This window comes from Bacillus sp. NTK034 (assembly GCF_017303275.1).
GTDB lineage: Bacteria > Bacillota > Bacilli > Bacillales > Cytobacillaceae > Cytobacillus.
Window position 1 is genome coordinate 31,896 of sequence record NZ_JAFKOJ010000008.1, and the last position, 21,991, is coordinate 53,886.

Here is a 21,991-nt window from a genome sequence, read left to right on the forward strand (position 1 = left end):
CCAAAAAAGGAAAAATACCATGCAAGTGACAAAACAACTTAGAAACAGGAGTGGCGCAAATGAAAAAAGGTATGGGTGTCTTAATTGCCGTTATTGCGGCAGTAGTCATAGCAGGCATGATGCTGATGTCCAGCTATAACGGGTTTGTAAGTGCTGAGGAAAATGTGGACCAGGCTTATTCTCAGATTGAGAACCAGCTGCAGAGAAGGCTGGATTTGATTCCTAATCTGGTAAATACAGTAAAGGGATATGCTGCTCATGAGAAGGAGACAATTCAGGCAATATCAGATGCGCGTGCAAGACTGGCGGGAGCAGGGTCACCTGAAGAGGAAGCTGCCGCAAACGCCGAGCTGTCAAGCGCTTTGAGCCGTCTGCTTGTAGTGGTGGAGAACTATCCCAATTTAAAGGCGGATAAGCAGTTTACCCAATTAATGGACGAGCTTGCGGGTACGGAAAATAGGATTTCGGTTGCCCGAAAGGATTATAACGATCAGGTTGCTGTATATAACAAAAAAGTAAAAAGGTTCCCGGGTGCAATTGTAGCAGGGATAACTGGCTTTGATGAAAAAGAGTATTTTAAGGCGGATCCGCTGGCGAATGAAGCACCTGAAGTTGACTTTGGAGGCAATGGAGAATGATCATTCGCAGGGTCTCTTTGACCCTTCTTTTAGTATATTTAATAATGGGGGCATTTCCAGTACATGCAGATGAACCCATACCGGAGCCTGCTGGAGATATTTATGTCCAGGATTTTGCAGATGTCCTAAATGACCAGGAAAAATCTGAATTGAATAACCTGGGGAGGCAATTGGAAGATAGGACATCTGCACAGGCTGCAGTTTTAACTGTTGATACTACTGGAGACAGACCGATTGAAGAATATGCAAATGAAGCTTTCCGGTCTTATGGCATAGGCAGTGCCAAAGAGAATAATGGTGTCCTATTGGTTGTGGCCATGCAGGATCGGAAGGTGCGCATTGAGGTTGGTTATGGGCTTGAAGGCCAGATTCCCGATGGAAAAGCAGGACGGATTCTGGATGAAGTGACCCTTCCATATCTTCAGGATGGCCAGCCAAATAGAGCGGTAATTGAAACCTATAAGGTGCTTGTACAGGAAGCTGCCGGGGAAGAAGTGATTTTAGGCGGCGATTATGCTGATGCCGGAACACAGGATAGAGGAATTGGCATCCCTTCCTGGCTGATTATTGTAATTGCTGTTGGATTATTGTTCCTAGACATTAAATTTTTTGGAGGAGCCTTTTCATATGCAATCCTTTCAATTCTCTCAAGAGGGGGAGGCGGAGGAGGCGGCGGTCCCCGGGGTGGGGGAGGCGGTTCATCTGGAGGAGGAGGAGCCAGCCGCGGCTGGTGATAATTGAAAAAATAGCGGGAGCAGCAATCTCCCGCTTTTCTCTATTTATTTGATTCCAGTTACACAAACGGTTAATACAGGGCGGGCTTCTTTATAAGAAATGGAAATAGAATGGAAACCAGCCGCTTCCATATCTGCTTTGATTACCTGACCGAGATTTTTGGCAATGGTGTCATCTGCCCCTTCTTCTCTTGGCTGAATTGTGATGGCAATTATTCCGTCTTCCTCAAGCATCCCATAGAGATGCTGCAGAGATTCTCTTGGCTTTGTCCATAATGGATAATTGTTGACTGAAAATATCTTATTATAAGTTTTATCGGGGAAGTAATCGTGAATATCTTTTACGAACAATCGGACCTTGCCCTGCCGAATATAGTCATCATTCAGTTTGGCTGCAGAAGTCTTCATATCTTCGGATACATCAACTCCATCCGTTTCTGCATGGCGGCAGTGATCCATTATATGCCTAATACTGAAGCCAGGACCAAAGCCCACTTCTAAAATAGAGTCCCTGCGATTAATCTTTAATTTTTTTATTGTCCATTTGTTAATCTTGCGGTTTTCAAGATACATGATTTTCCCGGCAAGCTTCCCCAGTAATCCTGCGGGTTTCTCAAATTGTTTTGCTAAAATATCGAACATGTCCCTCACCTCGTTGCTTAATACTTATATTTAGTCCCTTTAAAGAGGTTCTAAACCTATTCCGTAAAATGGATAAATAATTTTTAACTGGAAAAGGTACTAATATGAATTAAGATTGGAGGAAGTCCGGTGATTTATGGCGAAGATCAATACCGAAAAGATTTAAACCGGTATATTGACAATATCGACAATCAGATTCATTCTATTTCCAAAACGCTAGAGGACTTCAGCTGCTGTATTTTATCCGATTTTGAAAACCTGCAGAGGGCGGTAACAGAGGCTCACACAATTGCTTCGACTTATTATCTTCAGTCATATTTATCGCCGTATACCAAGGAATATTCAAGCTTATCATTGGCCGCCCAGCATTTATCGGAAAAAAGACATGGAGGGCTTATTGCTGTGGAGAGAAGACTTCCATTAGGCGACTACCTTCATAATGGGACGCCAATTGGAGCAAAAGTAAGCAGCACTTTGCTTGAAACCATTTTTTATCCCGGAAACCCATTGCATGACGGCGGTATTTTAATAAAAGAAGATACCATTATTTCTGCAGGCAACATCCTGCCTCTTGCCAATAAAACCATTGAGGGAAAAAAACTTGGGACAAGGCATAGAGCGGCAATTGGACTGACTGAAAAATCAGATGCTGTTGCCATTGTAGTTTCAGAGGAAACAGGCCGCATTTCTTTTGCAGTCGAAGGACAGCTGTATACAATCAGGACATGAAAATCCCCCTAAAATGGGGGATTTGTCATTATGACTTCTTATTAATTTGCTTTCCGCTTTTTTTCTGGCTTTGAGATTTATCATTTCCTGACTGAAACTCGCTTCCCAGTTCAACATCGTTTCGCTTATCCTGTTTTTCAATTTGGGCTCTCGTTTGATTTGCATTTTGTCTTCCTTGTTTTGTCATATCTTATTCCTCCCTTTAAATTAGCTGACAGTTTTAATATGCGCTATATCCGGGAATAGATGAACATTATATTGCTAAATTGAATTTATAGAGGTGATTTTATTGTGCGGCCGTTTTACATTAACAGAAACCATCGCTAAACTTCAGCTGCTGTTTGAATTTGAATACGCAGAAGGAGAGGTTATACCCAGATATAATATCGCGCCAAGCCAAAATATCTTAACCGTCATTGATAATGGCAAACAGCGGATCGGCAGGCAGATGAAGTGGGGGCTGGTCCCCTTCTGGGCTAAAGACGAAAAGATAGGTTACAAAATGATAAACGCAAGAGCGGAAGGCATTGATTCGAAACCAAGCTTCAAAGCGCCCTTTAAAAGCAGAAGGTGCTTAATTCTTGCAGATGGCTTTTATGAATGGATGAAAACAGATGAAGGTAAACAGCCGTACAGGTTCATTATGAAAGATGAAAAACCATTTGCCTTTGCAGGTATTTGGGATACATGGCATAAAGGAGATAATTCTTTAACGAGCTGTACAATCATTACCACGGGGCCAAATGAAGTAACCGGGGATGTTCATGACCGAATGCCGGTGATATTAATGGAAAGCGATTTTGAGGACTGGCTTAATCCCCGTTTTAATGACACTGAATATTTAAAGTCATTACTTGAACCTTATCCGGCTGAAAAAATGGATAAGTACCCTGTATCAAGTAAAGTGAATTCACCAAAAAATGAGCTGGCAGAATTAATTTCTCCCCTTAATACTTTATAAAACGGACGCGGTTGACGCGTCCGTTTTTTCATCATCTGCTCACAAACATCGGAAGCTCCGTATGACCCATTTCCCGTACATAAACAAACAAATTCCCTTTATGATTAATTTCATGATCCATTGCAAGCTGCAGCAGCTGGCTGCCTGTAAGTTCCATACCAAATATTCGCGTCAAATCAATGGTCCTATCCATTTCATCATTTGTTAATGATGAAATGATCTCAATGGTTTTTTCTGTATAGTTTTCAGCAGCTTCAGAAAGATTTGGCACTATATCATCGAATTTCTCGCCAAACACTGCCGGGCTGCCTTCTTTTACTGTTTTGGCAAACATATAAAAAGAAGTAAGCATATGAGTAACCAGTTTGCCGGCTGCCATGCTTGTTTCAGTTGGTTTGTAATCATAGTTATTTTCATCAATTTTCTTGATTAGTTCATTGGTCACCTTTCTATGCGATAAAAAATAGTTCAGATATTTTTGCGCTCTTTCCATATTAAATTCCTCCTAAAAAAATAATCAGATTAATAGTTCCACTTAATCTCCTTAAATTCCTTTATATTTCAAAATATGTTTTTTGGATTGGCAGGGATTTGACAAAAAACGTGGAATTATTTAACAGGGGAAGATTTAGAAGAATCTCTATAATACAGACATAGTGTTCGTAAGGGGGGAGATTCAAACATGGGGAAAAAGAAGAAAAAGAAAAGCCATGTGCCTTTTAGGGTCAATTTATTGTTTTTTGCTGTTTTTGTTTTATTTTCTGTACTAATTTTAAGACTTGGAGTCGTTCAGATTGTAAATGGTGAGACATACAAAAAAGAAGTGGACAGGACGGAAGATGTCATCGTATCTAACCCGGTTCCAAGGGGAAGGATGCTTGACAGGAACCATCAGGTTATCGTGGATAATATCCCAAAGAGTGCAATTACATACACCAACCGGAATGCCAAACAAAAAGAAATGCTACAGGTGGCAGAACGGCTGGCCGTTTTGATTGATAAAAAGGCGGATAAAGTGACAGAACGCGATAAAAAGGATCATTGGATTCTAAAAAAACCTGAAGCTGCCCGGGATAAAATAACTGATAAGGAATGGAAGCTGTTTAAAGAGAAAAAGCTGGATGATAAGCAAATTTATGAGATGCAGCTTGAAAGAATTACAGAAGAAGATCTAAAACAGCTGAGCAGGCAGGATCTGGAAGTACGGGCGATCTTTCGGGAATTTACAAGCGGATATGCAATGACGCCGCAAATAGTTAAAAATGAAGGTGTATCAAGCAAGGAGTATGCTGCAGTAAGCGAAAATCTTCAGTATCTTCCAGGTGTCAATACAACCACTGACTGGGATCGATCTTATGCTTTTGACAGTACGCTTCAGACAGTCCTGGGGAAGGTTACGGATACAAACGAAGGGCTGCCGCAGGAAAGGCTGGATTATTTTCTGGCAAGGGACTACAGCAGAAATGAACGTGTCGGAAAGAGCTATCTTGAAATGCAATATGAGGATGTTCTGCATGGTCAAAAATCAAAGGAAAAACTTATTACGAAAAAAGGAGATATTCTCGGAAGTGAACTGGTTTCTGAAGGACAGAGAGGTAAGGATCTTGTCCTGACAATTGATATGGATCTTCAGAAGGCTGTGGAAAAAATATTGGAAGAGGAAATTTGGGCTGCCAAGGGGACCCGGGGAACCTTTTTAATGGATCGTGCGTTTGTCGTTCTAATGAATCCGCATACTGGTGAAGTTCTGACGATGGCAGGAAAAATGATCGACAAAGATGATAATGGCAAAACGGTTATGCAGGATTATGCCCTGGGTACGATTGCCTCCTCTTATAATGTGGGATCCTCTGTGAAAGGGGCGACTGTGTTAACAGGCTATAAAACCGGTGCAATCTCACCCGGGGCGACCTTTTTAGATGCACCCATGAAAATAGCAGGTACACCACAGGTGAAAAAATCCTGGTTTAACTTTCAGGCAATTATGAACGAAACAAGGGCTTTGCGAATATCCTCAAACGTATATATGTTCAAAACAGCAATTGAAATTGCGGATGCGCGGTATGCTTATGATCAGCCTCTGGGATTTAAAAATCCTAATGCATTTGAAGATATGAGAGAGTCTTTCGGCCAATTTGGCCTGGGGGTCAGAACTGGCATCGATTTGCCGAATGAGGCAATAGGCTATGAAGGACCTCTACGCTTGCCGGGATTTCTATTAGACCTTGCAATCGGACAGTATGATACCTATACTCCGATGCAAATGGCGCAATATATATCAACAATTGCAAATGGCGGCTACCGTATCCAGCCGCGCCTTGTAAAAGAAATCCGTGAGCCAGCCAGGGCGCAGGAGGAACTTGGCCCGATCTGGAAGGATATTCAGCCAACTGTCTTAAATACGATAGATGTAAGTGATAGAGAACTAAACACTGTCAAAGAAGGGTTAAGACAGGTGATGCAGCATCCTGAAGGGACTGCATATAGAAGGTTTGCAGATGCACCATATTCTCCAGCAGGAAAAACAGGTACTGCAGAAGCATTTTATGACGGCCCTCTCAAAAAAAAGGGAGATAAATTAATAGATGTTATGAACTTGAGCCTTGTTGCCTATGCACCTCATAATAATCCTGAAATCGCCATGTCTGTCATTGTTCCATGGGCATACCAGGGGAGAAGCGGACATACAGCCAATTATGAAATTGGCAGAAAAGTATTAGATGCCTATTTTGAGCTGAAAAAGAAGCGGATATCAGGACCAGAACAGGAACAGGCGGAAGAAGAAGGTTCCGAAACAGAAGAATCCTAATTCAAGTATGAGTTTTAGCGGTAAAAACGGCTGGACAAAAAAGCCTTTCCTTATTGGGAATGGCTTTTTTTATACCTGAGTTTGCTTTTAAAGTGATTCAGTTTTTCTTTAATGAAGACCGGTTTGTCGCTTTTTCCGAAGACTTTACGATGAACCGCAAATTGAATCGTTTCCTCCAAAATAGCGAGGATAATAATAGGAATGAAGATCGCCAGAATCCATAACCACATGCCCCTGCTCCTTTCGTCTGATCTGCATACATTTTATTTATATTCAGTAATGAATAAAGAATGATTTTTAATGGAAAAATAACCCATATTATTTATCCGACTGAATGACAATGAACAAAATCCGGTTTTAGATGTTTTCTTTAATAGCCTATTATTACTGAACTAAACATCTCTTTCATTAAAAGTTATGTTTAGTTTAATGAAAGGACATTCGGGAAAATAGGTTAATAAGGAGGTCTTGACATGAAAACTTTAAATGTAGAGCTTCAGTATGATGATCAGGAAATGAATGATAATGAGACAAAAGTATTTGATCAATTGAAGAACCAGTTCGAAGGAACAGGGTTTAAGGTGGTAACGATCATGGAAAATGATCAATATCTAAAGGAGCATTCCGGCCTTCCTAATCAAAAGAAAAACAAAGTGCTGCCATCTCAGCCTGAAGGAGCAGAACCTGATATCAATTCCAGCGGTGCCGGCGGCATGGTCTCCCCTGATTCCAGTGAAAGCAAATACTCTGAGTAAGAAACGTGAGCCTTAGTCCCATTTCGGACTAAGGTTTTTTTATTTTTAGGCTTTGTTAAAGAATAAAGTTGTTATATCAAAGATAACTTTACGATAACCAAAATGGTTTTAGACAGTTGTTCTTTCTCAGTTAACACAACTTATTATAAACTAAGATTATCGGAATTTTCCGAATAATAGGAAGTTTATTGTTCCGTTAAAGGGCAGATTAATTCAATAATCGGAAGGAAAAAGGTATATAGAAAGGGAACTATTTGATATACCGGATTAAATAAAGGAGACAAGGTTATGAGTAAATCATTTATTGAACAAGTACATTATATTAGAATTCCTGTAAAAGATTTAGAACTGTCTGCACAATGGTATAGAGATGTATTAGGGCTCCAGTTACTAAACAATACTGAGGAACTTGCAATTTTAAAAGTAAATGAAGGACCTTTCTTACTTATCTTAATTCCTACCGAAGATGAAACATTTGCACATTTTACAATTGATAATGAACAAGAATTTAGCATTGGGTTTACAAGTCCAGAATTATCTAAATTTCATCAACACTTAATTGGTAATCAAGTTAAGGTAGAGGATATAAAAGAAGATAATGGCCATGCCTTTTTCCACTTTTATGACCCAAATGGTAATAAACTTCAAGTACACTGGTAAAATTATAATAAATAAATTACCTAATTTCATTATCGGGTGCTTTAACGGAATAAGAATGGGAACGTCCAAATCAGACGTTCCCATATTTTTTGCCTGAAAAACAACAATACTATTTATCAAAGCCTACTTTTAAAAGGAATTAATACATATAGAGAATTTGATTGGAGGAGGGTCATCTGTGAGTCAAAAGCTTTTAAGAGTGGGGACAGTCTACATACCTGCCAGAAATGTAATGGAATCCTTAAACTGGTACACAGTATGCTTGGAGCTGCAGAAAGCTATAGGGATGAAAAGGTATAAATGGCCATAATCAATATGGCAAGCCAAAGCTTTTTCCTTTTGGAAGCACCTTAAGAGGAAAGTGTTAATTTTAAGGATTCTGACGGAAGATTGCGATTTTGTTTAACCTTTGAAGTCGATGGAATAACAGAGCTCAAAAACTTGTATTAGGAACTTCTAGAGAAGGAAGTAAATACAGGAGCTATCGAAAATCGCAGGCATCCTGGCAGGAGTTTTGTGTTTCTTACCCGGAGGGCAACTTGTTTGATGTATGGAGTGAACTGGGCCCAAGTTTTAAGAAATAACATTTAGGCAAGAGAGCAGACAATGGACTCTGCTCTCTTTTTACATATGGACATCTCTTCAGCAAATCCTTAGCAATTATCTGATTTGTGAAGATGAAGCGGCGGAGGAATTAACCAGCCTTTTTCTTTATTCATTCGAAGAACCTTAACACCTAACGCAGCTTTCTGAGTATGAAATTGGCCAAACATGCCTGCGATATCTTCACGGATACATTGGCCCATGATTGTACTGCAGCCAACCAATCCTGCTGCCAGGTCTCCTGCTAATTTTGCAGCAACTTCAGGATCCATAAATCTGGCGCCAGCAGGAATATCGTTTACACAAGCTTCAGGTCTGTCAGGAGGTGAGGGAGGAAGGGCGATCCCGTTTTCCTTTAGCATCTCCTCAATTTGCTCCTGTTCCTGCTTGCAGAGGCGGATGGCTTCTTCAAGCATTTTTTTCAAGTCCCCATCCCCAGAGTGGCTAAGCATCGTTTGATAGGCAGAGGCCATTCCCTTTCCTGCAAGCAAGTAAGACCATGTGCTATAAACCTCGCCATAATGCAAAGGCTCGTCCTTTGGATTTCCGCTTAAAATACCCATTGTATACCTCCCGAAAAGATTCATTTTTTGTGCCGCCTTCCTTGTATTGCACAGCTATATCATGCCCAAAAAGTGTCTTAAAATGTCATTGAATATTAAATGGTTAAACTGCCTCAGATTGTGGTAAATACCGTATAAAAGATAGAGGAGATGAAAAACAATGGACCAGACAAAAAAAACATATTATATAGATATTGAAAATGCGCAGATCTACACAGAACCGGTTGAAGCAGCCGAATGGCAGTTTAGAATTTTTGCCACAGATGAAGAACTGGCTCAGTTAAATGAATACATTAATGAGAATTATGATGCAGATCTAAAAACATTTGCCCGTGCACATGTCCCTTTCCTGGAATACCACAAGGAGTCCAAAAATGATGAATATGATGCATCCATGGAAGGCATATATAAAATGATTTATGAACTCGGTGATGAAGAAGCCCGGAGACATATAGAAAGGATGGGAATTATATAATCGGAAAAATGCAGCCGGTCTTTAATCGGACTGGCTGCATTTTGAAAAGAGAATACATAAAAAAAGAACCGTCTGTTCTGTTTTCATCAGAATAACGGTTCTTATATTTGCTCCTGTATAATTGTTCTTTTTTGGTTTTTGTTTTCCTTGTGCGCATGTCCGCATACGCAAATGGGCTTCGATTGCACTCAGGGTTTCTTTTTCCCTCACGTACTGCTTTTTCCCTTAACTTCTTCGCAGCTGATTTAGCCATATGACCAACTCCTTTTCATGATTGTACCATAATGCTTAAATTGGAGGAATGACATTTGTTAACAGTAAGATAAAGAATACAAGACCAATAAGTAAAAAGATAACCGAGCCGAGAACAGCATAACTAGGCCTAAAGCTGAACTCCTCCCTTTTAGATAAGAATCCTGTCATGGCACTTGCGGTGCTGTCCATAAACCTCGTCACTATACCGCCGGTGCTTGAAAACCATACGGTCAAAGCTGTAAAAACCACACCTGAAAAAAACATGATTTCGATGAATCGGATTGAAAAGGCACTTGAAGCGATCAGGGTAATCAGAGCTTCTGCAGCTAATGTAATAAACAATATAAATATATTTTTTTTCATAATTCCGCCTCCTTATTAGAAATACGCCTGATTTTGGAAAAAGTTTCAATTTTTCTGCAAAGACCTTTGAGAAGGTCTTTTTTTAGTTGACACAACTCTGCAACAACATGCTCATTTAATATCCTTTCTTAAAGATAGGGGAATTTCCCCCCTCTAATGGGGAAGTTCCCTGATATTGAAAAACTCCTCCCGCTTTTACAATAAGGTTAAGGTAATTGTTTGTGAATGAGGAGGAGTTAATATGCAGGCAAAAGCTACAGTCAATCAAAAAACGGGAAACACATTAAACAATGCGTTTGCATCTCATTTTGCCAAGTCGATGTTTTTATCTGTTACAGCATTAGCCATTCTTTCTTTTATTGGCACTAGAATGTTTACACATGTTGATTTAAACCTTTACGGATATATGGTCGGAACGATTGTGTTCATTGGAGGGTTTTTCTACAGGTTCATTGCCTGGGGCGAAAGGCCGCCAACAAAGCTTATCCTGAAAAAAGGACTGAAGCTGCTATTTAGAAAGTCAACGCCAAAAACGTCTGTTGAGCATCTTGCAACTTACAATTTTATCTGGAATAGGGGAATTTACCGATGGACTCAGCACGTGCTGATCGGCTGGGGCTGCATCTTATCCTGCTTCGTTACATTCCCTCTCGTTTTCGGCTGGATGTATTTTACGATGGATGACAATGGCCATTACAACATTATTGCAATGGGCATGAAGGTAATGACTGTCCCGGCAGATGGCATCATTGCCAACCTTTCTTATAACGCGCTGAATATTACAGCAGTAATGGTAATCGCTGGAGTTTGCATGGCGCTGTACCGCCGTCTGAAAAATATGCAGGCAAGAGCAGAGCAGAAATTTCTATATGATTTCATGCCTCTTTATATGCTGCTTCTAGTCAGCATCACAGGGTTGGCTTTAACCTTTATGAATATCTTTTTACACGGTGCGGGACAGCCGGCGATGTCACTGATCCATCAGTGGTCAGTCATCATTACACTGATTTACCTGCCATTTGGAAAGCTTGCACATATTCCTTTCCGCCCAATGAGTGTTTTGGCAAGAAACTACAGAGAACATTATGCTGAACAAGGCATGCAGGAATGCAAAGTTTGCGGAGATCAATTTGTTTCATCAGAACAATCAAAAGATGTCGTCGATGTACTCGGCGTGAACGATATTGAATTTAAAGCAAAGGAAGGACATCATCTTGCAGAAATGTGCCTCCCTTGCAGAAGAAAATACCGGATTGCACAATTTTCCGGATTCCCTACCCATGAAGTGAAGGTCAAGGAGGCAAACCAGAATGCAAAGGGATAAGTTTTTTAAAGAAATTGAGAATCTGAACCATCCGAATGAAAAATTGATAAAAACACACTGCAGCTATTGCGGCATGCAATGCGGAATGAATTTAAGGGTTAATACACAAACAAATAAAATAATCGGGGTCGAGCCCCGTTATGACTGGCCGGTTACGGTAGGGAAAATGTGCCCGAAAGGGGTTACCGCCTATCAGCAGACCAACCACAAAGACCGCCTGCTGAAACCGCTGATTCGGGATGATGCTTCTTTGAAGGGGACGGCAGAAGGGTTCCGTGAAGCAAGCTGGGATGAAGCATACGATTTAATTGCGAAAAAATTCAAAGAGCTGCAAACGGAATACGGAAAAGATTCACTCTCCGTCTTCAGCGGGGTATCTATGACAAATGAAAAATGTTATCTGACAGGTAAATTTGCCCGTGTTGCTCTTGCAACAAGATATATTGACTATAACGGCCGTTTCTGTATGTCAAGTGCTGCCGGCGGATTCCTCCGTTCTTTCGGAGTGGATAGAGGCTCAACATTGCCATGGACAGATATTCATGAAACGGATTGCCTGTTTATCGCTGGTAGCAATACAGCTGAATGCCATCCAACTTCCATGTTCCGCATTTGGAACGTTCAGGAAAGAGGAGGCTATATCATTGTAGCTGATCCCCGGGAAACGCCAATTGCCAGAAGAGCTGACCTTCATCTTGACCTGCAGCCCGGAACAGACCTTGCACTTGCAAACGGGATTGTTAATCAATTGATTGAGATGGGCTATATAGATGAAGAATTCATTAATAAGCACACGAACGGTTTTGAAGAAACAAAGGAGCTTGTAAAGGATTTCACTCCTGAATATACAAGCATGCTGACTGGTGTGGCGCCGGAAAAAATCATTCGCGCTGCCGAAATATACGGAAAAGCTCCAAATGCAGTTGTCATGTTTGCACGAGGTGTTGAACAGCAGCATAAGGGTGTTGATAATGTTTCCGCCTACACCAATATGGCGCTTGTTACAGGTAAGATCGGCCGTCCAAATGCCGGAGTAGCCACTTTCACCGGGCAGGGCAATGGACAGGGAGGAAGAGAGCATGGACAAAAATCAGATTTGCTTCCAGGCTACCGGAAAATTACAAATCCAAAACATGTTGAAGAAGTATGCTGTGTTTGGGGAATCACACCTGAAGAAATGCCGCAGCCTGGTGTATCTGCTTATGAAATGATTGAGCTGATGGAGCAAAAAACGATTCGAGGTTTATACCTTCTATGTTCGAATCCTGCAGTATCTGCACCAAATCAAAATTTTGTCAGGAAAGCATTTAAGACCTTGGATTTCATGGTATGCTCCGATTTCTACCTTTCTGAATCGGCAGAATTTGCAGATGTTGTTCTTCCGGCTGTCACATGGTCAGAGGATGAAGGAACAGTAACGAATATTGAAGGCCGCATTATTAAAATCAATAAGGCACAGGAACCTGTCGGAGAATCGAAGCCGGACTGGCAAATCCAAGTGGAGCTGGCTGAACGCTTAGGAAAAGGAAAATACTTTTCACACCTAAAAACGGCACGAGATGTTGCAGATGAGTTCAGACTGGCTACCAAAGGCGGCTATGCTGATTACTATGGAGCTACATGGGATAAAATCGACAGGCAGGACGGGGTTTTTTGGCCGTGCAAAGATGAGAATGATGAAGGTACACCACATATGTTCCTAGATAAAAAATTCTACCATCCGGACGGCAAAGCAAAGATTTGCGCGCTGCCATACCGTCCGCCAGCTGAAGAACCATGTGAAAAATATCCGCTCCGTTTAACAACGGGAAGGGTGGTATACCACTATCTATCTGGCAATCAGACTAGAAGAATACCATTCCTTCATGATATGTGCCCTGAACCATTTGTGGAGATCCATCCGGAAACAGCATCAAAATATAATATGGAACATGAAGAAAGGGTCCGTTTATTTACAAGAAGAGGCGAGGCCATCTATAAAGTTAAAATTACGGAAGCCATCCGGATAGATACCGTCTTTGTTCCATACCATTTTGGACATGAAGATTCTATTAATCTATTGACGATTGCAGCATTAGATCCAATATCACGTATGCCTGAGTTCAAGGCATGTGCTGCACAGCTGGAAAAAGTCGAATTAAAGAAGGTGCAATAAATGAAAAAGAGGCTGTATTTAGAACTTGAAAACTGTATAGGATGCCGTTCTTGTCTGGCAGCATGTACACAATGCGGGGGGCATGAGGAGCGAAACAGAAACTATGTGTATGATGTAAATCCTCTTGTGAACCGGCAGACGATGCCTCTCATGTGCCTTCACTGTGAAAATCCGGCATGTGCCCGAAGCTGTCCGGCCCAGGCCATTCAAATTCATGAGACAGGCGCTGTGTTATCTGCACTGGTGGAAAAGTGTATTGGCTGCCAGAACTGTACAATTGCCTGCCCATACGGCATACCAAAATTTGATCAAGAGCAGAACTTAATGTACAAATGTGACCTATGTATTGACCGTACTAAAGATGGAATTCCTCCTATGTGTGCGAGTGTATGTCCATCCAATACACTGCAATGGCTGTCAGATGAAGAAATTGAAAACAAGAAGAAGCAATTTAACCTTGATAACGGCAAATGGGTGACAAGCATGCCATATCTAGAAGGCGAAACAAATGTAAAGGTAAATCTGCCGGGAATCCTGCAGGGGATTACAAAGCTGTTTTAGGAGGGATTAGGGATGTCTGAAAAGAATAACAAGATTCCCTTTAATGAAGATAATTATACGCATAATATCGAACGGAATAACGAAAGAAAACTGGATAGACGCGGGTTCATGAAAACTTTGGTTGGTGCCGCAGGTGTATTTGCAGTTTCCTCCCTTCCCTGGGGGGCAGTAGCTGCCAAAGAATTAATGGGGCTTGGCGAAAAGGAATATCCTCATAAGAAAATAACCGAATTAAGCAAGCTGCCAATCGGCGATGCAGTGGAGTTCAAGTTTCCCGGAGATCATGATGACGCAATATTAATCCGCTTATCAGAGAACAAGTATGTTGCCTATCAGAATGCGTGTACACATTTGCGCTGCCCGGTATTTTGGGTGAAGGAGCAAGGTGAAATGATCTGCCCTTGCCACCATGGAAAGTTCGATGTGGAGACTGGTTCGCCAACTGCGGGGCCGCCAAGAAGGCCGCTTCCGGAAATCCAGGTTAAGGTGGAGGATGGAGCAATCTTTGCTGTGAGGGTGAAACGTTATGAAGCGTAGCTATCTGGGTGTCATCATTTTGGCCGCGATATTATTGATGAATATTGTCTTTACCCAATATATGGTCCACCAATACTATTATGAAAACTATATAAATGTACTCATTTTCGGCGGACTGAATATTGTTCTTTTTCCCCTGGCTGTATTCGCTTATAAAAAGACGATTAACATGAGGGTGTGATTTCTATGAACAGTGAAACATATCTTGATTTTTGTTTTGTAAGAGAAAAATCAGGAGATTTTGCTCCAGAAGTTGATCGGCTCCTTACCAAACTCTTTAAGGGAGTACGCCTCAACTGGTATTTGGATGAGAAATCTCATGATGGAATGGATATTGTTGTAGCGGAGATAAAAGGCATGAGCAAATGGCAATCAGAGGAGGAAACCATTGAATTTATAGAAGAAAATGCAAGTGAATCATTCTGGAAATATCTGCAGGGTTATCAAATGTATATTTACCCTGATAAAAGAGGGTGCGGCAGCTGTGGAACTCATTAAAAAAGAAGATTTGGACCGCTTTGTCCGGCAAAATGTGCAGGTGGCAATTTTAGATGAAGAGGGAAATAACAAAGCCCCTTTTGTTCACAAAGAAATTATAAAAACCGGGTTTTGCCCAGATGGTACACATTTGCGTATTTATTTTGACCATATGAACTTTTTTGCGGTCCCGCTGACTTCCTCTGTGGAAGCATCTGAGAGCAGGTGGGCTGCTCTTGATCAGGAAGCCGGATTAAAATATGTGATAAAGAAGAGAGCGTGAACACAATGATAAGAAAAATACAGCTGCCTTTGCAGACGTTAAACTTAGTAGCCGGGTTTATGGTTTGGGTGCTGATATCCTCCCTTATGCCGTTTATTAAGGAAGATATCCATATTCCAGCCGACAAGCTTGCCCTAGTAACAGCAGTTCCGGTGATCCTCGGGTCTCTGCTTCGTATTCCTCTGGGGTATTATGCCAATCAGTTTGGAGCAAGAATAATCTTTATGCTGAGCTTTATTCTTCTATTATTTCCAGTCTATTATATCAGTATAGCTGATTCCATTACTGATTTACTGATCGGGGGATTATTCCTCGGTCTTGGAGGAGCCGTGTTCTCTGTTGGTGTTACCTCTCTTCCAAAGTATTATCCAAAGGAGCGCCATGGGTTTGTAAATGGAATATACGGTGCAGGTAATCTTGGAACAGCTATAACCGCATTTGCGGCTCCAGTCGTTGCCACAAAGTTTGGCTGGTCCCTAACCGTACAAATTTATCTTGTCCTGCTCGGAATCTTCATTGCAGCAAACTTCCTTCTTGGTGATAAAAAAGAAGTTAAGGTGCAGACACCGCTTCTGGAACAGATTAAAGGCGTCTATAAAAATGAAAAGCTGTGGCTCTTGAGCTTATTCTATTTCATTACTTTTGGATCATTTGTTGCGTTTACCATTTATCTGCCGAATTTCCTTGTGGCTCATTTTGAACTTGATAAAGTGGATGCGGGATTAAGGACAGCCGGATTCATCGTCCTTGCAACTGCCATGAGACCAATTGGCGGCTGGCTTGCAGACCGATTCCATTCTTTAATTCTTCTCATGTTTGTCTTTGGAGTTTATACCATCTCTGCAGTAATTCTGTCATTATCTCCGTCCATTACATGGTATACATTTGGGTGTTTAAGTATTGCTCTATCAGCTGGAATTGGGAATGGTGTGATTTTTAAGCTGGTGCCTATGTACTTCCAGAAGCAGGCGGGTATCGTAAACGGAATTGTTTCCGCAATGGGCGGCCTGGGAGGATTTTTCCCGCCGCTGATATTGACCCTGTTATTTAATATCACCGGCCATTATGCGATTGGCTTTATGGCATTGTCAGAAGTGGCGCTTGCCAGCCTGATTCTGGTTGTTTGGATGTATTTCCAAGGGAAAATGGAAATTGCAAGCCAGGTGATTGATCATACAATTGAAGGAATTCTGGTAACGGATAAGGGCGGCAAAATAATCTCTGTAAACCCTGCTTTCACAGAAATAACCGGATACAAGGAAGAAGAAGCAGTCGGCAAAAATCCGAATATCCTTAAATCAGGAAAGCAGGCTAAGGGCTTTTACCAGGACTTATGGACTTCAATCGAAAAAAATGGATTCTGGCAAGGGGAAATATGGAATTGCCGCAAAGACGGAGAAGAATATCTCCAATGGCTTACCATAAGTGCAATTAAAAATGATGCTGGAGATGTGGTCCAATACGCTGGCATGTTCAGTGACATTTCCAGCCATCGGGTCAAAAAAGCAAAATAGAAGCAAAAACAAAGTCATAAGGAGGAGGGATGAAATGGAAACACAGCCAGCAAAGAAAAATATCAGTTCCTATATTATTCAGTCACAGGAAGATGAGATCAAGCGCATTGCCCTGGAGCTTCACGAAGGGGTCGGACAGACGCTTTACAGCTTATATACAGGCATGCAGTTCATTCAAACCGCTGTTGATCAGCCCGAGATGAAAGGCTATGTTGGAGATATGGCGCAATTGATGGAAAAAACAATTCAGGAAATCAGGCTTCTGGCTGTGGAATTGCATCCCCCTGCTCTGGGAACCCTCGGCCTGCTGCCGGCGCTGAAAACTTATCTGAAATTATACACCTCCACATATGGAATTACAGTGGATCTTAAAAATGAGGGGATGGAAGTCCAAATCAGTGAAAGGGAAAGCATAACTTTGTTCCGAGTTTGCCAGGAAGCTTTGGCAAACATAGCCAGGTATGCTGACACAATGAGTGCAGTTATCTTCCTGCAATGGAAACCGGGACAGCTTTCTATTAGCATTGAAGACAAGGGCAAGGGCTTTGATGTTAATGCCGGGATGCAAAAATCGACTGGCCTGGCTGCCATGATTGAAAGAATGTGTTTAATCAGCGGCAAGTGTGTCATCAGCTCCAAAATCGGCGATGGGACTACAATAGATATCAGCCTTCCGTTATACTAAGATTATACTTAACAAGGGACCTGCGCAAAGCGGCTCCCTTGTTGCCTATTAAAGATAATTTTTTCACGGAAATTGCTACTTTGTATTTCGAGGACTGGCTGGCGTATGCAGCCTTCCCCCTCGGATAGGCAAGGCTTGCACTTTCTCGTGTGGATAAATGGTAAAGGGGGAGCAAGGTTGATCAATATTTTACTTTGCGACGACCACGCGGTAGTCAGAATGGGGTTGAAAATGCTTTTAAATAACCATGAAGACATGCAGGTGGTTGGTGAAGCTTCGGAAGGCAACGAAGGGATTCAGCAGGCACTTGAATTAAAGCCTGATGTGGTAGTAATGGATTTGAGCATGCCCCATGGAAAAGATGGCATGTCAGCAACGTCAGAATTGAAAAAATTAATGCCGGAAATAGCGATCCTGATTTTGACCATGCACGATGATGAAGAGTACTTATTCAGGGCGATCCAAGCGGGTGCTTCGGGATGTATTTTAAAAAGTGCCCCTCATGATGAACTGCTGGCGGCAATCCGGTCTGTTGCAAGCGGGAATGCCTATTTGCATCCTTCAGCAACTAAAAGGCTGATGGAAGAATATATCGGAAGTGTAAAGCAGGGTAACACCGATACATTCAATCTGTTGTCTGACAGGGAAAAAGAGGTTCTTACCTTAATAGCCAAAGGATTTTCCAATAAGGAAATTGCTGAACAGCTTGTGATTAGTGTAAAGACAGTTGAAACCCATAAAGGTAATTTAATGGAAAAACTTCAGATGAAAACCAGACCGGAACTTGTTGCCTATGCCTTAAAGAAAGGGCTGCTTGGTTATGGAATATAAGGGGTGCAGCCAGGGAGAAAGCGCGCTTATTGCTCAGGCTTGTGAAAAGGTGCTGGCAGAGCTGGACTGTGATTTTGTGGGATTGGCACTGCAAAATACAGATAGCCCGGATGTAAGGTGGCATTTTGCCGCTGGAAATATCAACGAAAAATATAAGCGGATTACAGTAAGGTACGGCAAAGGCATTGCAGGAAAGGTGATTTCAACCGGCAGGCCGATGTGCGTAGAAAACTTCCCTGAAAATGTCGCTGGAAAAGCTTTGGAATACCCGATTATGCTTGCTGAAGCCCTGAAGTATGCTTATGCTGTTCCCATTCATTTTAAAGGAATCCCCAAAGGAGTCCTTTTGATCGGGAACCGGTCCGGTCAGCCTATAAATGAAAACAAGCAAAGCACTGCAAGGGATGCAGCGAGGACACTTGAACTAAAGCTGAATGGTTAAAAAATGCAACTGGAGGAACGTAAATGGACAGGAATAATCAGTTGCCGAAAAAGAGAGAGATTGCTCCTGATTCCAGTGATGCAACGATTCTTGTTAATAAATTTGGGATCATCTCCTATGCGAACGAGCAGGCACAAGAGCAATTTGGATATAGGGTAAATGAGCTGCAGGGGAAGAGCCTAAAGGAACTGCTTCCTGAGATCACTCTGCATGAAACTGAAGAGGGCAAAGTGGTTCACCAATATGGCCAGCATCGTAATGGTCAGGTATTTTCAATCTTTTATAGAATCAATTCTTTCAAGCAGGGAGAAGAAACCTATTATTTAATCGTCTTTCATTCAGTCAAAGACCGTTCCCGATTAAAAAAGCAGCAATCATATCCATTAAAGGAATTGGTTGACCTGCAATTTGCCCTGGATGAATCAACAATTGTGGCCTTTACAGACAAAAAAGGAAAAATTACGTATGTGAATGAAAAGTTCTGTGAGGTGTCGAAATATTCTGCGGATGAGCTGGTTGGTAAAGACCATAGAATTATCAACTCATCCTACCATTCCAAAAATTTTATGGAGAACCTTTGGGAAACCATTTCGAGCGGGGAAGTCTGGCACGGTGAAATTAAAAACAAAGCTAAAGACGGAACTTATTATTGGGTGGATACCACGATCGTTCCCTTCATTGATGACAAAGGAAAGCCATATAAATACCTGGCGATCCGGAAGGAAATTACTGAATATAAGCGTGTTGTGGAGGAACTGAAAAATTCCGTAAACGAGCTGATTGATTTAAAGTTTGCCCTGGATGCTTCATCCATTGTGGCGATTACAGATCAGAAAGGTACCATTACGTATGTGAATGATCAATTCTGCAGCATCTCAAAATATTCACGGGAAGAATTGCTTGGACAGGATCATAGAATTATCAACTCAGGTTTCCACACCAAAGAATTTTTTAGAGATTTATGGAAGACGATTTCTTCCGGGAAGGTATGGAAAGGAGAGATCAAGAACAGAGCTAAGGATGGCACACATTATTGGGTGGATACCACAATCGTCCCTTTCCTTAATGAAAAAGGGAAGCCCTATCAGCATCTTGCTATTCGCCATGAAGTCACGCAAAGAAAAAATGCAGAAGAAGAGCTGCAAAAAATGATGACCAGGATCATTGATGTTCAAGAAGATGAACGGAAAAGACTGTCCCGGGAGCTTCATGACGGAATAGGGCAGAATTTGTACAGCCATCTGATTACCATTAATAGGCTTCAGGCTGAAATAAGCCACCCGCTGCTTGATCAAATGCAGGATGAGGCTGCTGAAATCATTGAGGAACTGAGAGACCTTTCATGGGAGCTGCGTCCTTCTGTGCTTGATGATCTTGGTCTGATTCCAGCGATTCGATCCTACCTGGTCCGGTTCTCAGAACATCACAATATCAACGTCCATTTTGATTGCTACTTGGCTTCCCGTCTTAGTTCAAATAAAGAAATCACCATTTACAGGATCATTCAGGAAGCTCTGACAAACATAAGGAAATATGCTGAAACAGATGAAGCAGCAGTCACTATCAGGCAGATGGAAGATGAAATCCGTATAGTCATTGAAGATAAAGGAATAGGGTTCAATGTTAATGAAGTCTCCAGAGGAGTCGGTCTTTTCAGTATGGAGGAACGCGCAAAAGCTGCGGGAGGTTCCCTAAATGTTTATTCAGCAGAAACTAAAGGGACAAGAATTGTACTCGAAATTCCGCTATAAAAAAAAGCTGCCTAATCCAGGCAGCTTTTCTAAAAAATGCGATTTTAAAATATTGATCCTAATATCGTTCCGCCGATGGCACCTGTTACAACTATAATCCAGGGCGGCAGCTTCCAATAAACAAGCATGCTGAATAGGACTGCTGCAAAGGCAAAATCAGCCGGCTCCAGGATGCTGCTGGTCCAAATTGGATGATAAAAGGCAGCGATTAAAATGCCGACAACTGCAGCATTTACACCCATTAATGCACCCTTTATGTTAGGGTTGCGGCGAAGTGTTTCCCAAAATGGGAGGGTGCCTAGTATCAGCAAAAACGCGGGCAGGAAGATTGCTGCCGTTGCAAGCAAGCCGCCTTGCCAGCCATTCATCACTGCACCTAGATAGGCAGCAAAAGTAAACAATGGCCCTGGCACTGCCTGAGCTGCACCATAGCCAGCCAGAAAAGCTTCCTCACTAAGCCAGCCTGTTGGGACAAATTCACGTTCCAGTAAAGGAAGGACAACATGGCCGCCCCCGAAAACCAGAGATCCTGAGCGATAAAAGCTGTCAAAAAGGGCAACCCAATCCAATGCAGTCAGCTCCCTTAAAATGGGAAGCACTATTAAAAGGGCGAAAAACATCACTAAACAGCCAATGGCAAAACCTTTTGAAATGGGAAAATCCATCCTTGCTTCTTCGTTATCTGCATGCTTCTTATAGATTAAAAATCCAATAAAACCAGAGATAAGGATGACCGCAACCTGTGTAATGGCTGTCTGCCATAATAGTGTGGCGATGATCGCGAACAGTGCCAGCGTTTTTCGCGGCAGGTCAGGTACAAGCTTTTGGGCCATTCCCAATACCGCGTGAGCCACTACAGCGACTGCGACAATTTTGAGTCCATGGATCCAGCCGGCTTCCGCCGGATTAATGCCTTGAAGAAGAATGGCAAAAATAATCAGGGCAATAACAGATGGCAATGTGAAACCAAGGAAAGCCATAATGCCGCCGGCTACTCCAGCCCTCATGACACCAATGCCAATGCCAACCTGGCTGCTCGCAGGTCCGGGCAGGAACTGACAAAGTGCAACTAAATCTGCGTAGCTTTTCTCATCCATCCATTTTCTTCTGCGGACATACTCATCGTGAAAATAGCCTAGATGAGCTACAGGTCCCCCGAATGAGGTTAGTCCAAGCCTTGTTGAAACCATTAATATCTCCAGTAACGATTTTAAGCCAGTTCTGTTTTTGTTCATATGCATCTC

The 21,991-nt window shown here is 41.9% G+C and carries 29 protein-coding genes; 21 read left to right on the forward strand and 8 right to left on the reverse strand.

What is annotated here, in order from left to right:
- The first annotated feature begins 59 nt into the window (after nucleotides 1-59).
- On the forward strand, nucleotides 60-638 hold the full coding sequence (locus JI665_RS20380) for a LemA family protein (RefSeq protein WP_206843250.1): 579 nt from the start codon (nucleotides 60-62) through the stop codon (nucleotides 636-638).
- Nucleotides 635-1,372: a TPM domain-containing protein gene (locus JI665_RS20385; protein WP_206843252.1), complete on the forward strand. Its 738-nt coding sequence runs from the start codon at nucleotides 635-637 to the stop codon at nucleotides 1,370-1,372. The genes JI665_RS20380 and JI665_RS20385 overlap by 4 nt, the downstream gene beginning before the upstream one ends.
- 45 nt (nucleotides 1,373-1,417) lie before the next feature.
- Here the strand turns inward: JI665_RS20385 and JI665_RS20390 are convergent, their stop codons facing one another.
- Entirely contained in the window at nucleotides 1,418-2,014 is a 597-nt protein-coding gene (locus tag JI665_RS20390; RefSeq protein ID WP_206843254.1) for a class I SAM-dependent methyltransferase, read from the reverse strand.
- Between the two features lie 129 nt (nucleotides 2,015-2,143).
- On the opposite strand from JI665_RS20390, the gene cdaS reads away from it, so the two are divergent.
- Complete coding sequence (gene cdaS, locus JI665_RS20395; RefSeq protein ID WP_206843263.1) at nucleotides 2,144-2,743, forward strand: sporulation-specific diadenylate cyclase CdaS; 600 nt, start codon at nucleotides 2,144-2,146, stop codon at nucleotides 2,741-2,743.
- A 28-nt stretch (nucleotides 2,744-2,771) separates the two neighbouring features.
- On the opposite strand, the gene JI665_RS20400 is transcribed toward cdaS, so the two are convergent.
- Nucleotides 2,772-2,930: a hypothetical protein gene (locus JI665_RS20400; protein ID WP_206843264.1), complete on the reverse strand. Its 159-nt coding sequence runs from the start codon at nucleotides 2,928-2,930 to the stop codon at nucleotides 2,772-2,774.
- A 102-nt stretch (nucleotides 2,931-3,032) separates the two neighbouring features.
- Between JI665_RS20400 and JI665_RS20405 the strand changes: the two genes are divergently transcribed.
- Nucleotides 3,033-3,704, forward strand: a complete 672-nt coding sequence (locus JI665_RS20405; protein ID WP_206843266.1) for an SOS response-associated peptidase — start codon at nucleotides 3,033-3,035, stop codon at nucleotides 3,702-3,704.
- Between the two features lie 31 nt (nucleotides 3,705-3,735).
- Here the strand turns inward: JI665_RS20405 and JI665_RS20410 are convergent, their stop codons facing one another.
- On the reverse strand, nucleotides 3,736-4,197 hold the full coding sequence (locus JI665_RS20410; protein ID WP_206843270.1) for a DinB family protein: 462 nt from the start codon (nucleotides 4,195-4,197) through the stop codon (nucleotides 3,736-3,738).
- A 189-nt stretch (nucleotides 4,198-4,386) separates the two neighbouring features.
- Between JI665_RS20410 and JI665_RS20415 the strand changes: the two genes are divergently transcribed.
- The gene (locus tag JI665_RS20415; RefSeq protein WP_206843271.1) at nucleotides 4,387-6,513 is read left to right on the forward strand and encodes a peptidoglycan D,D-transpeptidase FtsI family protein; all 2,127 of its coding nucleotides are present in this window, start codon (nucleotides 4,387-4,389) and stop codon (nucleotides 6,511-6,513) included.
- A gap of 50 nt (nucleotides 6,514-6,563) precedes the next feature.
- Here the strand turns inward: JI665_RS20415 and JI665_RS20420 are convergent, their stop codons facing one another.
- Entirely contained in the window at nucleotides 6,564-6,743 is a 180-nt protein-coding gene (locus tag JI665_RS20420; RefSeq protein ID WP_206843272.1) for a hypothetical protein, read from the reverse strand.
- A gap of 243 nt (nucleotides 6,744-6,986) precedes the next feature.
- Between JI665_RS20420 and JI665_RS20425 the strand changes: the two genes are divergently transcribed.
- The 3 genes from JI665_RS20425 to JI665_RS29030 all read left to right on the forward strand — a co-directional run bounded on the left by JI665_RS20425 (nucleotide 6,987) and on the right by JI665_RS29030 (nucleotide 8,238).
- Nucleotides 6,987-7,268 carry a hypothetical protein gene (locus JI665_RS20425; RefSeq protein WP_206843274.1) on the forward strand — a complete coding sequence of 94 codons (282 nt, stop codon included), beginning with the start codon at nucleotides 6,987-6,989 and terminating at the stop codon, nucleotides 7,266-7,268.
- A gap of 288 nt (nucleotides 7,269-7,556) precedes the next feature.
- Nucleotides 7,557-7,928, forward strand: a complete 372-nt coding sequence (locus tag JI665_RS20430) for a VOC family protein (RefSeq protein WP_206843276.1) — start codon at nucleotides 7,557-7,559, stop codon at nucleotides 7,926-7,928.
- Between the two features lie 178 nt (nucleotides 7,929-8,106).
- Entirely contained in the window at nucleotides 8,107-8,238 is a 132-nt protein-coding gene (locus tag JI665_RS29030; protein ID WP_280516115.1) for a hypothetical protein, read from the forward strand.
- Nucleotides 8,239-8,581: 343 nt separating this feature from the next.
- On the opposite strand, the gene JI665_RS20435 is transcribed toward JI665_RS29030, so the two are convergent.
- Nucleotides 8,582-9,094 (reverse strand): DUF3231 family protein, encoded by a 513-nt coding sequence (locus JI665_RS20435; protein WP_206843278.1) that lies wholly within the window; start codon nucleotides 9,092-9,094, stop codon nucleotides 8,582-8,584.
- A 160-nt stretch (nucleotides 9,095-9,254) separates the two neighbouring features.
- Here JI665_RS20435 and JI665_RS20440 point away from each other — a divergent pair, with 160 nt between their 5' ends.
- Entirely contained in the window at nucleotides 9,255-9,569 is a 315-nt protein-coding gene (locus JI665_RS20440; RefSeq protein ID WP_206843279.1) for a hydrolase, read from the forward strand.
- Here the strand turns inward: JI665_RS20440 and JI665_RS20445 are convergent.
- Both JI665_RS20445 and JI665_RS20450 read right to left on the reverse strand, forming a co-directional pair.
- Nucleotides 9,562-9,822, reverse strand: a complete 261-nt coding sequence (locus tag JI665_RS20445; protein ID WP_206843281.1) for a hypothetical protein — start codon at nucleotides 9,820-9,822, stop codon at nucleotides 9,562-9,564. The genes JI665_RS20440 and JI665_RS20445 overlap by 8 nt on opposite strands.
- Before the next feature lie 35 nt (nucleotides 9,823-9,857).
- On the reverse strand, nucleotides 9,858-10,187 hold the full coding sequence (locus JI665_RS20450; protein ID WP_206843282.1) for a hypothetical protein: 330 nt from the start codon (nucleotides 10,185-10,187) through the stop codon (nucleotides 9,858-9,860).
- Between the two features lie 241 nt (nucleotides 10,188-10,428).
- On the opposite strand from JI665_RS20450, the gene JI665_RS20455 reads away from it, so the two are divergent.
- The 12 genes from JI665_RS20455 (at nucleotide 10,429) to JI665_RS20510 (ending at nucleotide 20,747) form a co-directional block, all read left to right on the forward strand.
- The gene (locus JI665_RS20455; RefSeq protein WP_206843291.1) at nucleotides 10,429-11,511 is read left to right on the forward strand and encodes a hypothetical protein; all 1,083 of its coding nucleotides are present in this window, start codon (nucleotides 10,429-10,431) and stop codon (nucleotides 11,509-11,511) included.
- Nucleotides 11,498-13,666, forward strand: coding sequence for a molybdopterin oxidoreductase family protein (locus JI665_RS20460; protein WP_206843299.1), 2,169 nt, complete (start codon nucleotides 11,498-11,500; stop codon nucleotides 13,664-13,666). Before JI665_RS20455 ends, JI665_RS20460 begins: the two co-directional genes overlap by 14 nt.
- Nucleotides 13,667-14,227, forward strand: a complete 561-nt coding sequence (locus JI665_RS20465; protein WP_206843301.1) for a 4Fe-4S dicluster domain-containing protein — start codon at nucleotides 13,667-13,669, stop codon at nucleotides 14,225-14,227. It abuts the gene before it with no gap.
- A 12-nt stretch (nucleotides 14,228-14,239) separates the two neighbouring features.
- Nucleotides 14,240-14,764 carry a Rieske (2Fe-2S) protein gene (locus JI665_RS20470; RefSeq protein ID WP_206843303.1) on the forward strand — a complete coding sequence of 175 codons (525 nt, stop codon included), beginning with the start codon at nucleotides 14,240-14,242 and terminating at the stop codon, nucleotides 14,762-14,764.
- The gene (locus JI665_RS20475; protein ID WP_206843306.1) at nucleotides 14,754-14,945 is read left to right on the forward strand and encodes a hypothetical protein; all 192 of its coding nucleotides are present in this window, start codon (nucleotides 14,754-14,756) and stop codon (nucleotides 14,943-14,945) included. The genes JI665_RS20470 and JI665_RS20475 overlap by 11 nt, the downstream gene beginning before the upstream one ends.
- 5 nt (nucleotides 14,946-14,950) lie before the next feature.
- Entirely contained in the window at nucleotides 14,951-15,262 is a 312-nt protein-coding gene (locus JI665_RS20480) for a hypothetical protein (RefSeq protein WP_206843308.1), read from the forward strand.
- Complete coding sequence (locus JI665_RS20485; RefSeq protein WP_206843309.1) at nucleotides 15,249-15,524, forward strand: hypothetical protein; 276 nt, start codon at nucleotides 15,249-15,251, stop codon at nucleotides 15,522-15,524. Before JI665_RS20480 ends, JI665_RS20485 begins: the two co-directional genes overlap by 14 nt.
- A gap of 5 nt (nucleotides 15,525-15,529) precedes the next feature.
- Entirely contained in the window at nucleotides 15,530-17,038 is a 1,509-nt protein-coding gene (locus tag JI665_RS20490) for a nitrate/nitrite transporter (protein ID WP_206843311.1), read from the forward strand.
- Nucleotides 17,039-17,072: 34 nt separating this feature from the next.
- A complete protein-coding gene (locus JI665_RS20495; protein ID WP_206843314.1) occupies nucleotides 17,073-17,723 on the forward strand; it encodes a sensor histidine kinase in 651 nt (216 codons plus the stop codon).
- 177 nt (nucleotides 17,724-17,900) lie between these two features.
- The gene (locus tag JI665_RS20500; RefSeq protein WP_211202650.1) at nucleotides 17,901-18,554 is read left to right on the forward strand and encodes a response regulator; all 654 of its coding nucleotides are present in this window, start codon (nucleotides 17,901-17,903) and stop codon (nucleotides 18,552-18,554) included.
- Nucleotides 18,544-18,996, forward strand: a complete 453-nt coding sequence (locus JI665_RS20505; protein WP_206843316.1) for a GAF domain-containing protein — start codon at nucleotides 18,544-18,546, stop codon at nucleotides 18,994-18,996. Before JI665_RS20500 ends, JI665_RS20505 begins: the two co-directional genes overlap by 11 nt.
- Nucleotides 18,997-19,019: 23 nt before the next feature.
- On the forward strand, nucleotides 19,020-20,747 hold the full coding sequence (locus JI665_RS20510; RefSeq protein ID WP_206843318.1) for a PAS domain-containing sensor histidine kinase: 1,728 nt from the start codon (nucleotides 19,020-19,022) through the stop codon (nucleotides 20,745-20,747).
- A gap of 44 nt (nucleotides 20,748-20,791) precedes the next feature.
- Here JI665_RS20510 and JI665_RS20515 read toward each other — a convergent pair whose 3' ends face one another.
- Nucleotides 20,792-21,982, reverse strand: a complete 1,191-nt coding sequence (locus JI665_RS20515; protein WP_206843321.1) for a chromate transporter — start codon at nucleotides 21,980-21,982, stop codon at nucleotides 20,792-20,794.
- Nucleotides 21,983-21,991: the final 9 nt, after the last annotated feature.

Bases quoted from the DNA above. Each gene is read 5' to 3' on its own strand.
- JI665_RS20460 (WP_206843299.1), top strand. From the start codon at position 11,498: ATGCAAAGGGATAAGTTTTTTAAAGAAATTGAGAATCTGAACCATCCG.
- JI665_RS20505 (WP_206843316.1), top strand. From the start codon at position 18,544: ATGGAATATAAGGGGTGCAGCCAGGGAGAAAGCGCGCTTATTGCTCAG.
- JI665_RS20450 (WP_206843282.1), bottom strand. From the start codon at position 10,187: ATGAAAAAAAATATATTTATATTGTTTATTACATTAGCTGCAGAAGCT.
- JI665_RS20400 (WP_206843264.1), bottom strand. From the start codon at position 2,930: ATGACAAAACAAGGAAGACAAAATGCAAATCAAACGAGAGCCCAAATT.
- JI665_RS20385 (WP_206843252.1), top strand. From the start codon at position 635: ATGATCATTCGCAGGGTCTCTTTGACCCTTCTTTTAGTATATTTAATA.
- JI665_RS20465 (WP_206843301.1), top strand. From the start codon at position 13,667: ATGAAAAAGAGGCTGTATTTAGAACTTGAAAACTGTATAGGATGCCGT.
- JI665_RS20435 (WP_206843278.1), bottom strand. From the start codon at position 9,094: ATGGGTATTTTAAGCGGAAATCCAAAGGACGAGCCTTTGCATTATGGC.
- JI665_RS20425 (WP_206843274.1), top strand. From the start codon at position 6,987: ATGAAAACTTTAAATGTAGAGCTTCAGTATGATGATCAGGAAATGAAT.
- JI665_RS20410 (WP_206843270.1), bottom strand. From the start codon at position 4,197: ATGGAAAGAGCGCAAAAATATCTGAACTATTTTTTATCGCATAGAAAG.
- JI665_RS20490 (WP_206843311.1), top strand. From the start codon at position 15,530: ATGATAAGAAAAATACAGCTGCCTTTGCAGACGTTAAACTTAGTAGCC.
- JI665_RS20480 (WP_206843308.1), top strand. From the start codon at position 14,951: ATGAACAGTGAAACATATCTTGATTTTTGTTTTGTAAGAGAAAAATCA.
- JI665_RS20475 (WP_206843306.1), top strand. From the start codon at position 14,754: ATGAAGCGTAGCTATCTGGGTGTCATCATTTTGGCCGCGATATTATTG.
- JI665_RS20470 (WP_206843303.1), top strand. From the start codon at position 14,240: ATGTCTGAAAAGAATAACAAGATTCCCTTTAATGAAGATAATTATACG.
- JI665_RS20495 (WP_206843314.1), top strand. From the start codon at position 17,073: ATGGAAACACAGCCAGCAAAGAAAAATATCAGTTCCTATATTATTCAG.
- JI665_RS20515 (WP_206843321.1), bottom strand. From the start codon at position 21,982: ATGAACAAAAACAGAACTGGCTTAAAATCGTTACTGGAGATATTAATG.
- JI665_RS20430 (WP_206843276.1), top strand. From the start codon at position 7,557: ATGAGTAAATCATTTATTGAACAAGTACATTATATTAGAATTCCTGTA.
- JI665_RS20510 (WP_206843318.1), top strand. From the start codon at position 19,020: ATGGACAGGAATAATCAGTTGCCGAAAAAGAGAGAGATTGCTCCTGAT.
- JI665_RS20380 (WP_206843250.1), top strand. From the start codon at position 60: ATGAAAAAAGGTATGGGTGTCTTAATTGCCGTTATTGCGGCAGTAGTC.
- JI665_RS20445 (WP_206843281.1), bottom strand. From the start codon at position 9,822: ATGGCTAAATCAGCTGCGAAGAAGTTAAGGGAAAAAGCAGTACGTGAG.
- JI665_RS20440 (WP_206843279.1), top strand. From the start codon at position 9,255: ATGGACCAGACAAAAAAAACATATTATATAGATATTGAAAATGCGCAG.
- JI665_RS20390 (WP_206843254.1), bottom strand. From the start codon at position 2,014: ATGTTCGATATTTTAGCAAAACAATTTGAGAAACCCGCAGGATTACTG.
- JI665_RS20455 (WP_206843291.1), top strand. From the start codon at position 10,429: ATGCAGGCAAAAGCTACAGTCAATCAAAAAACGGGAAACACATTAAAC.
- JI665_RS20420 (WP_206843272.1), bottom strand. From the start codon at position 6,743: ATGTGGTTATGGATTCTGGCGATCTTCATTCCTATTATTATCCTCGCT.
- JI665_RS20415 (WP_206843271.1), top strand. From the start codon at position 4,387: ATGGGGAAAAAGAAGAAAAAGAAAAGCCATGTGCCTTTTAGGGTCAAT.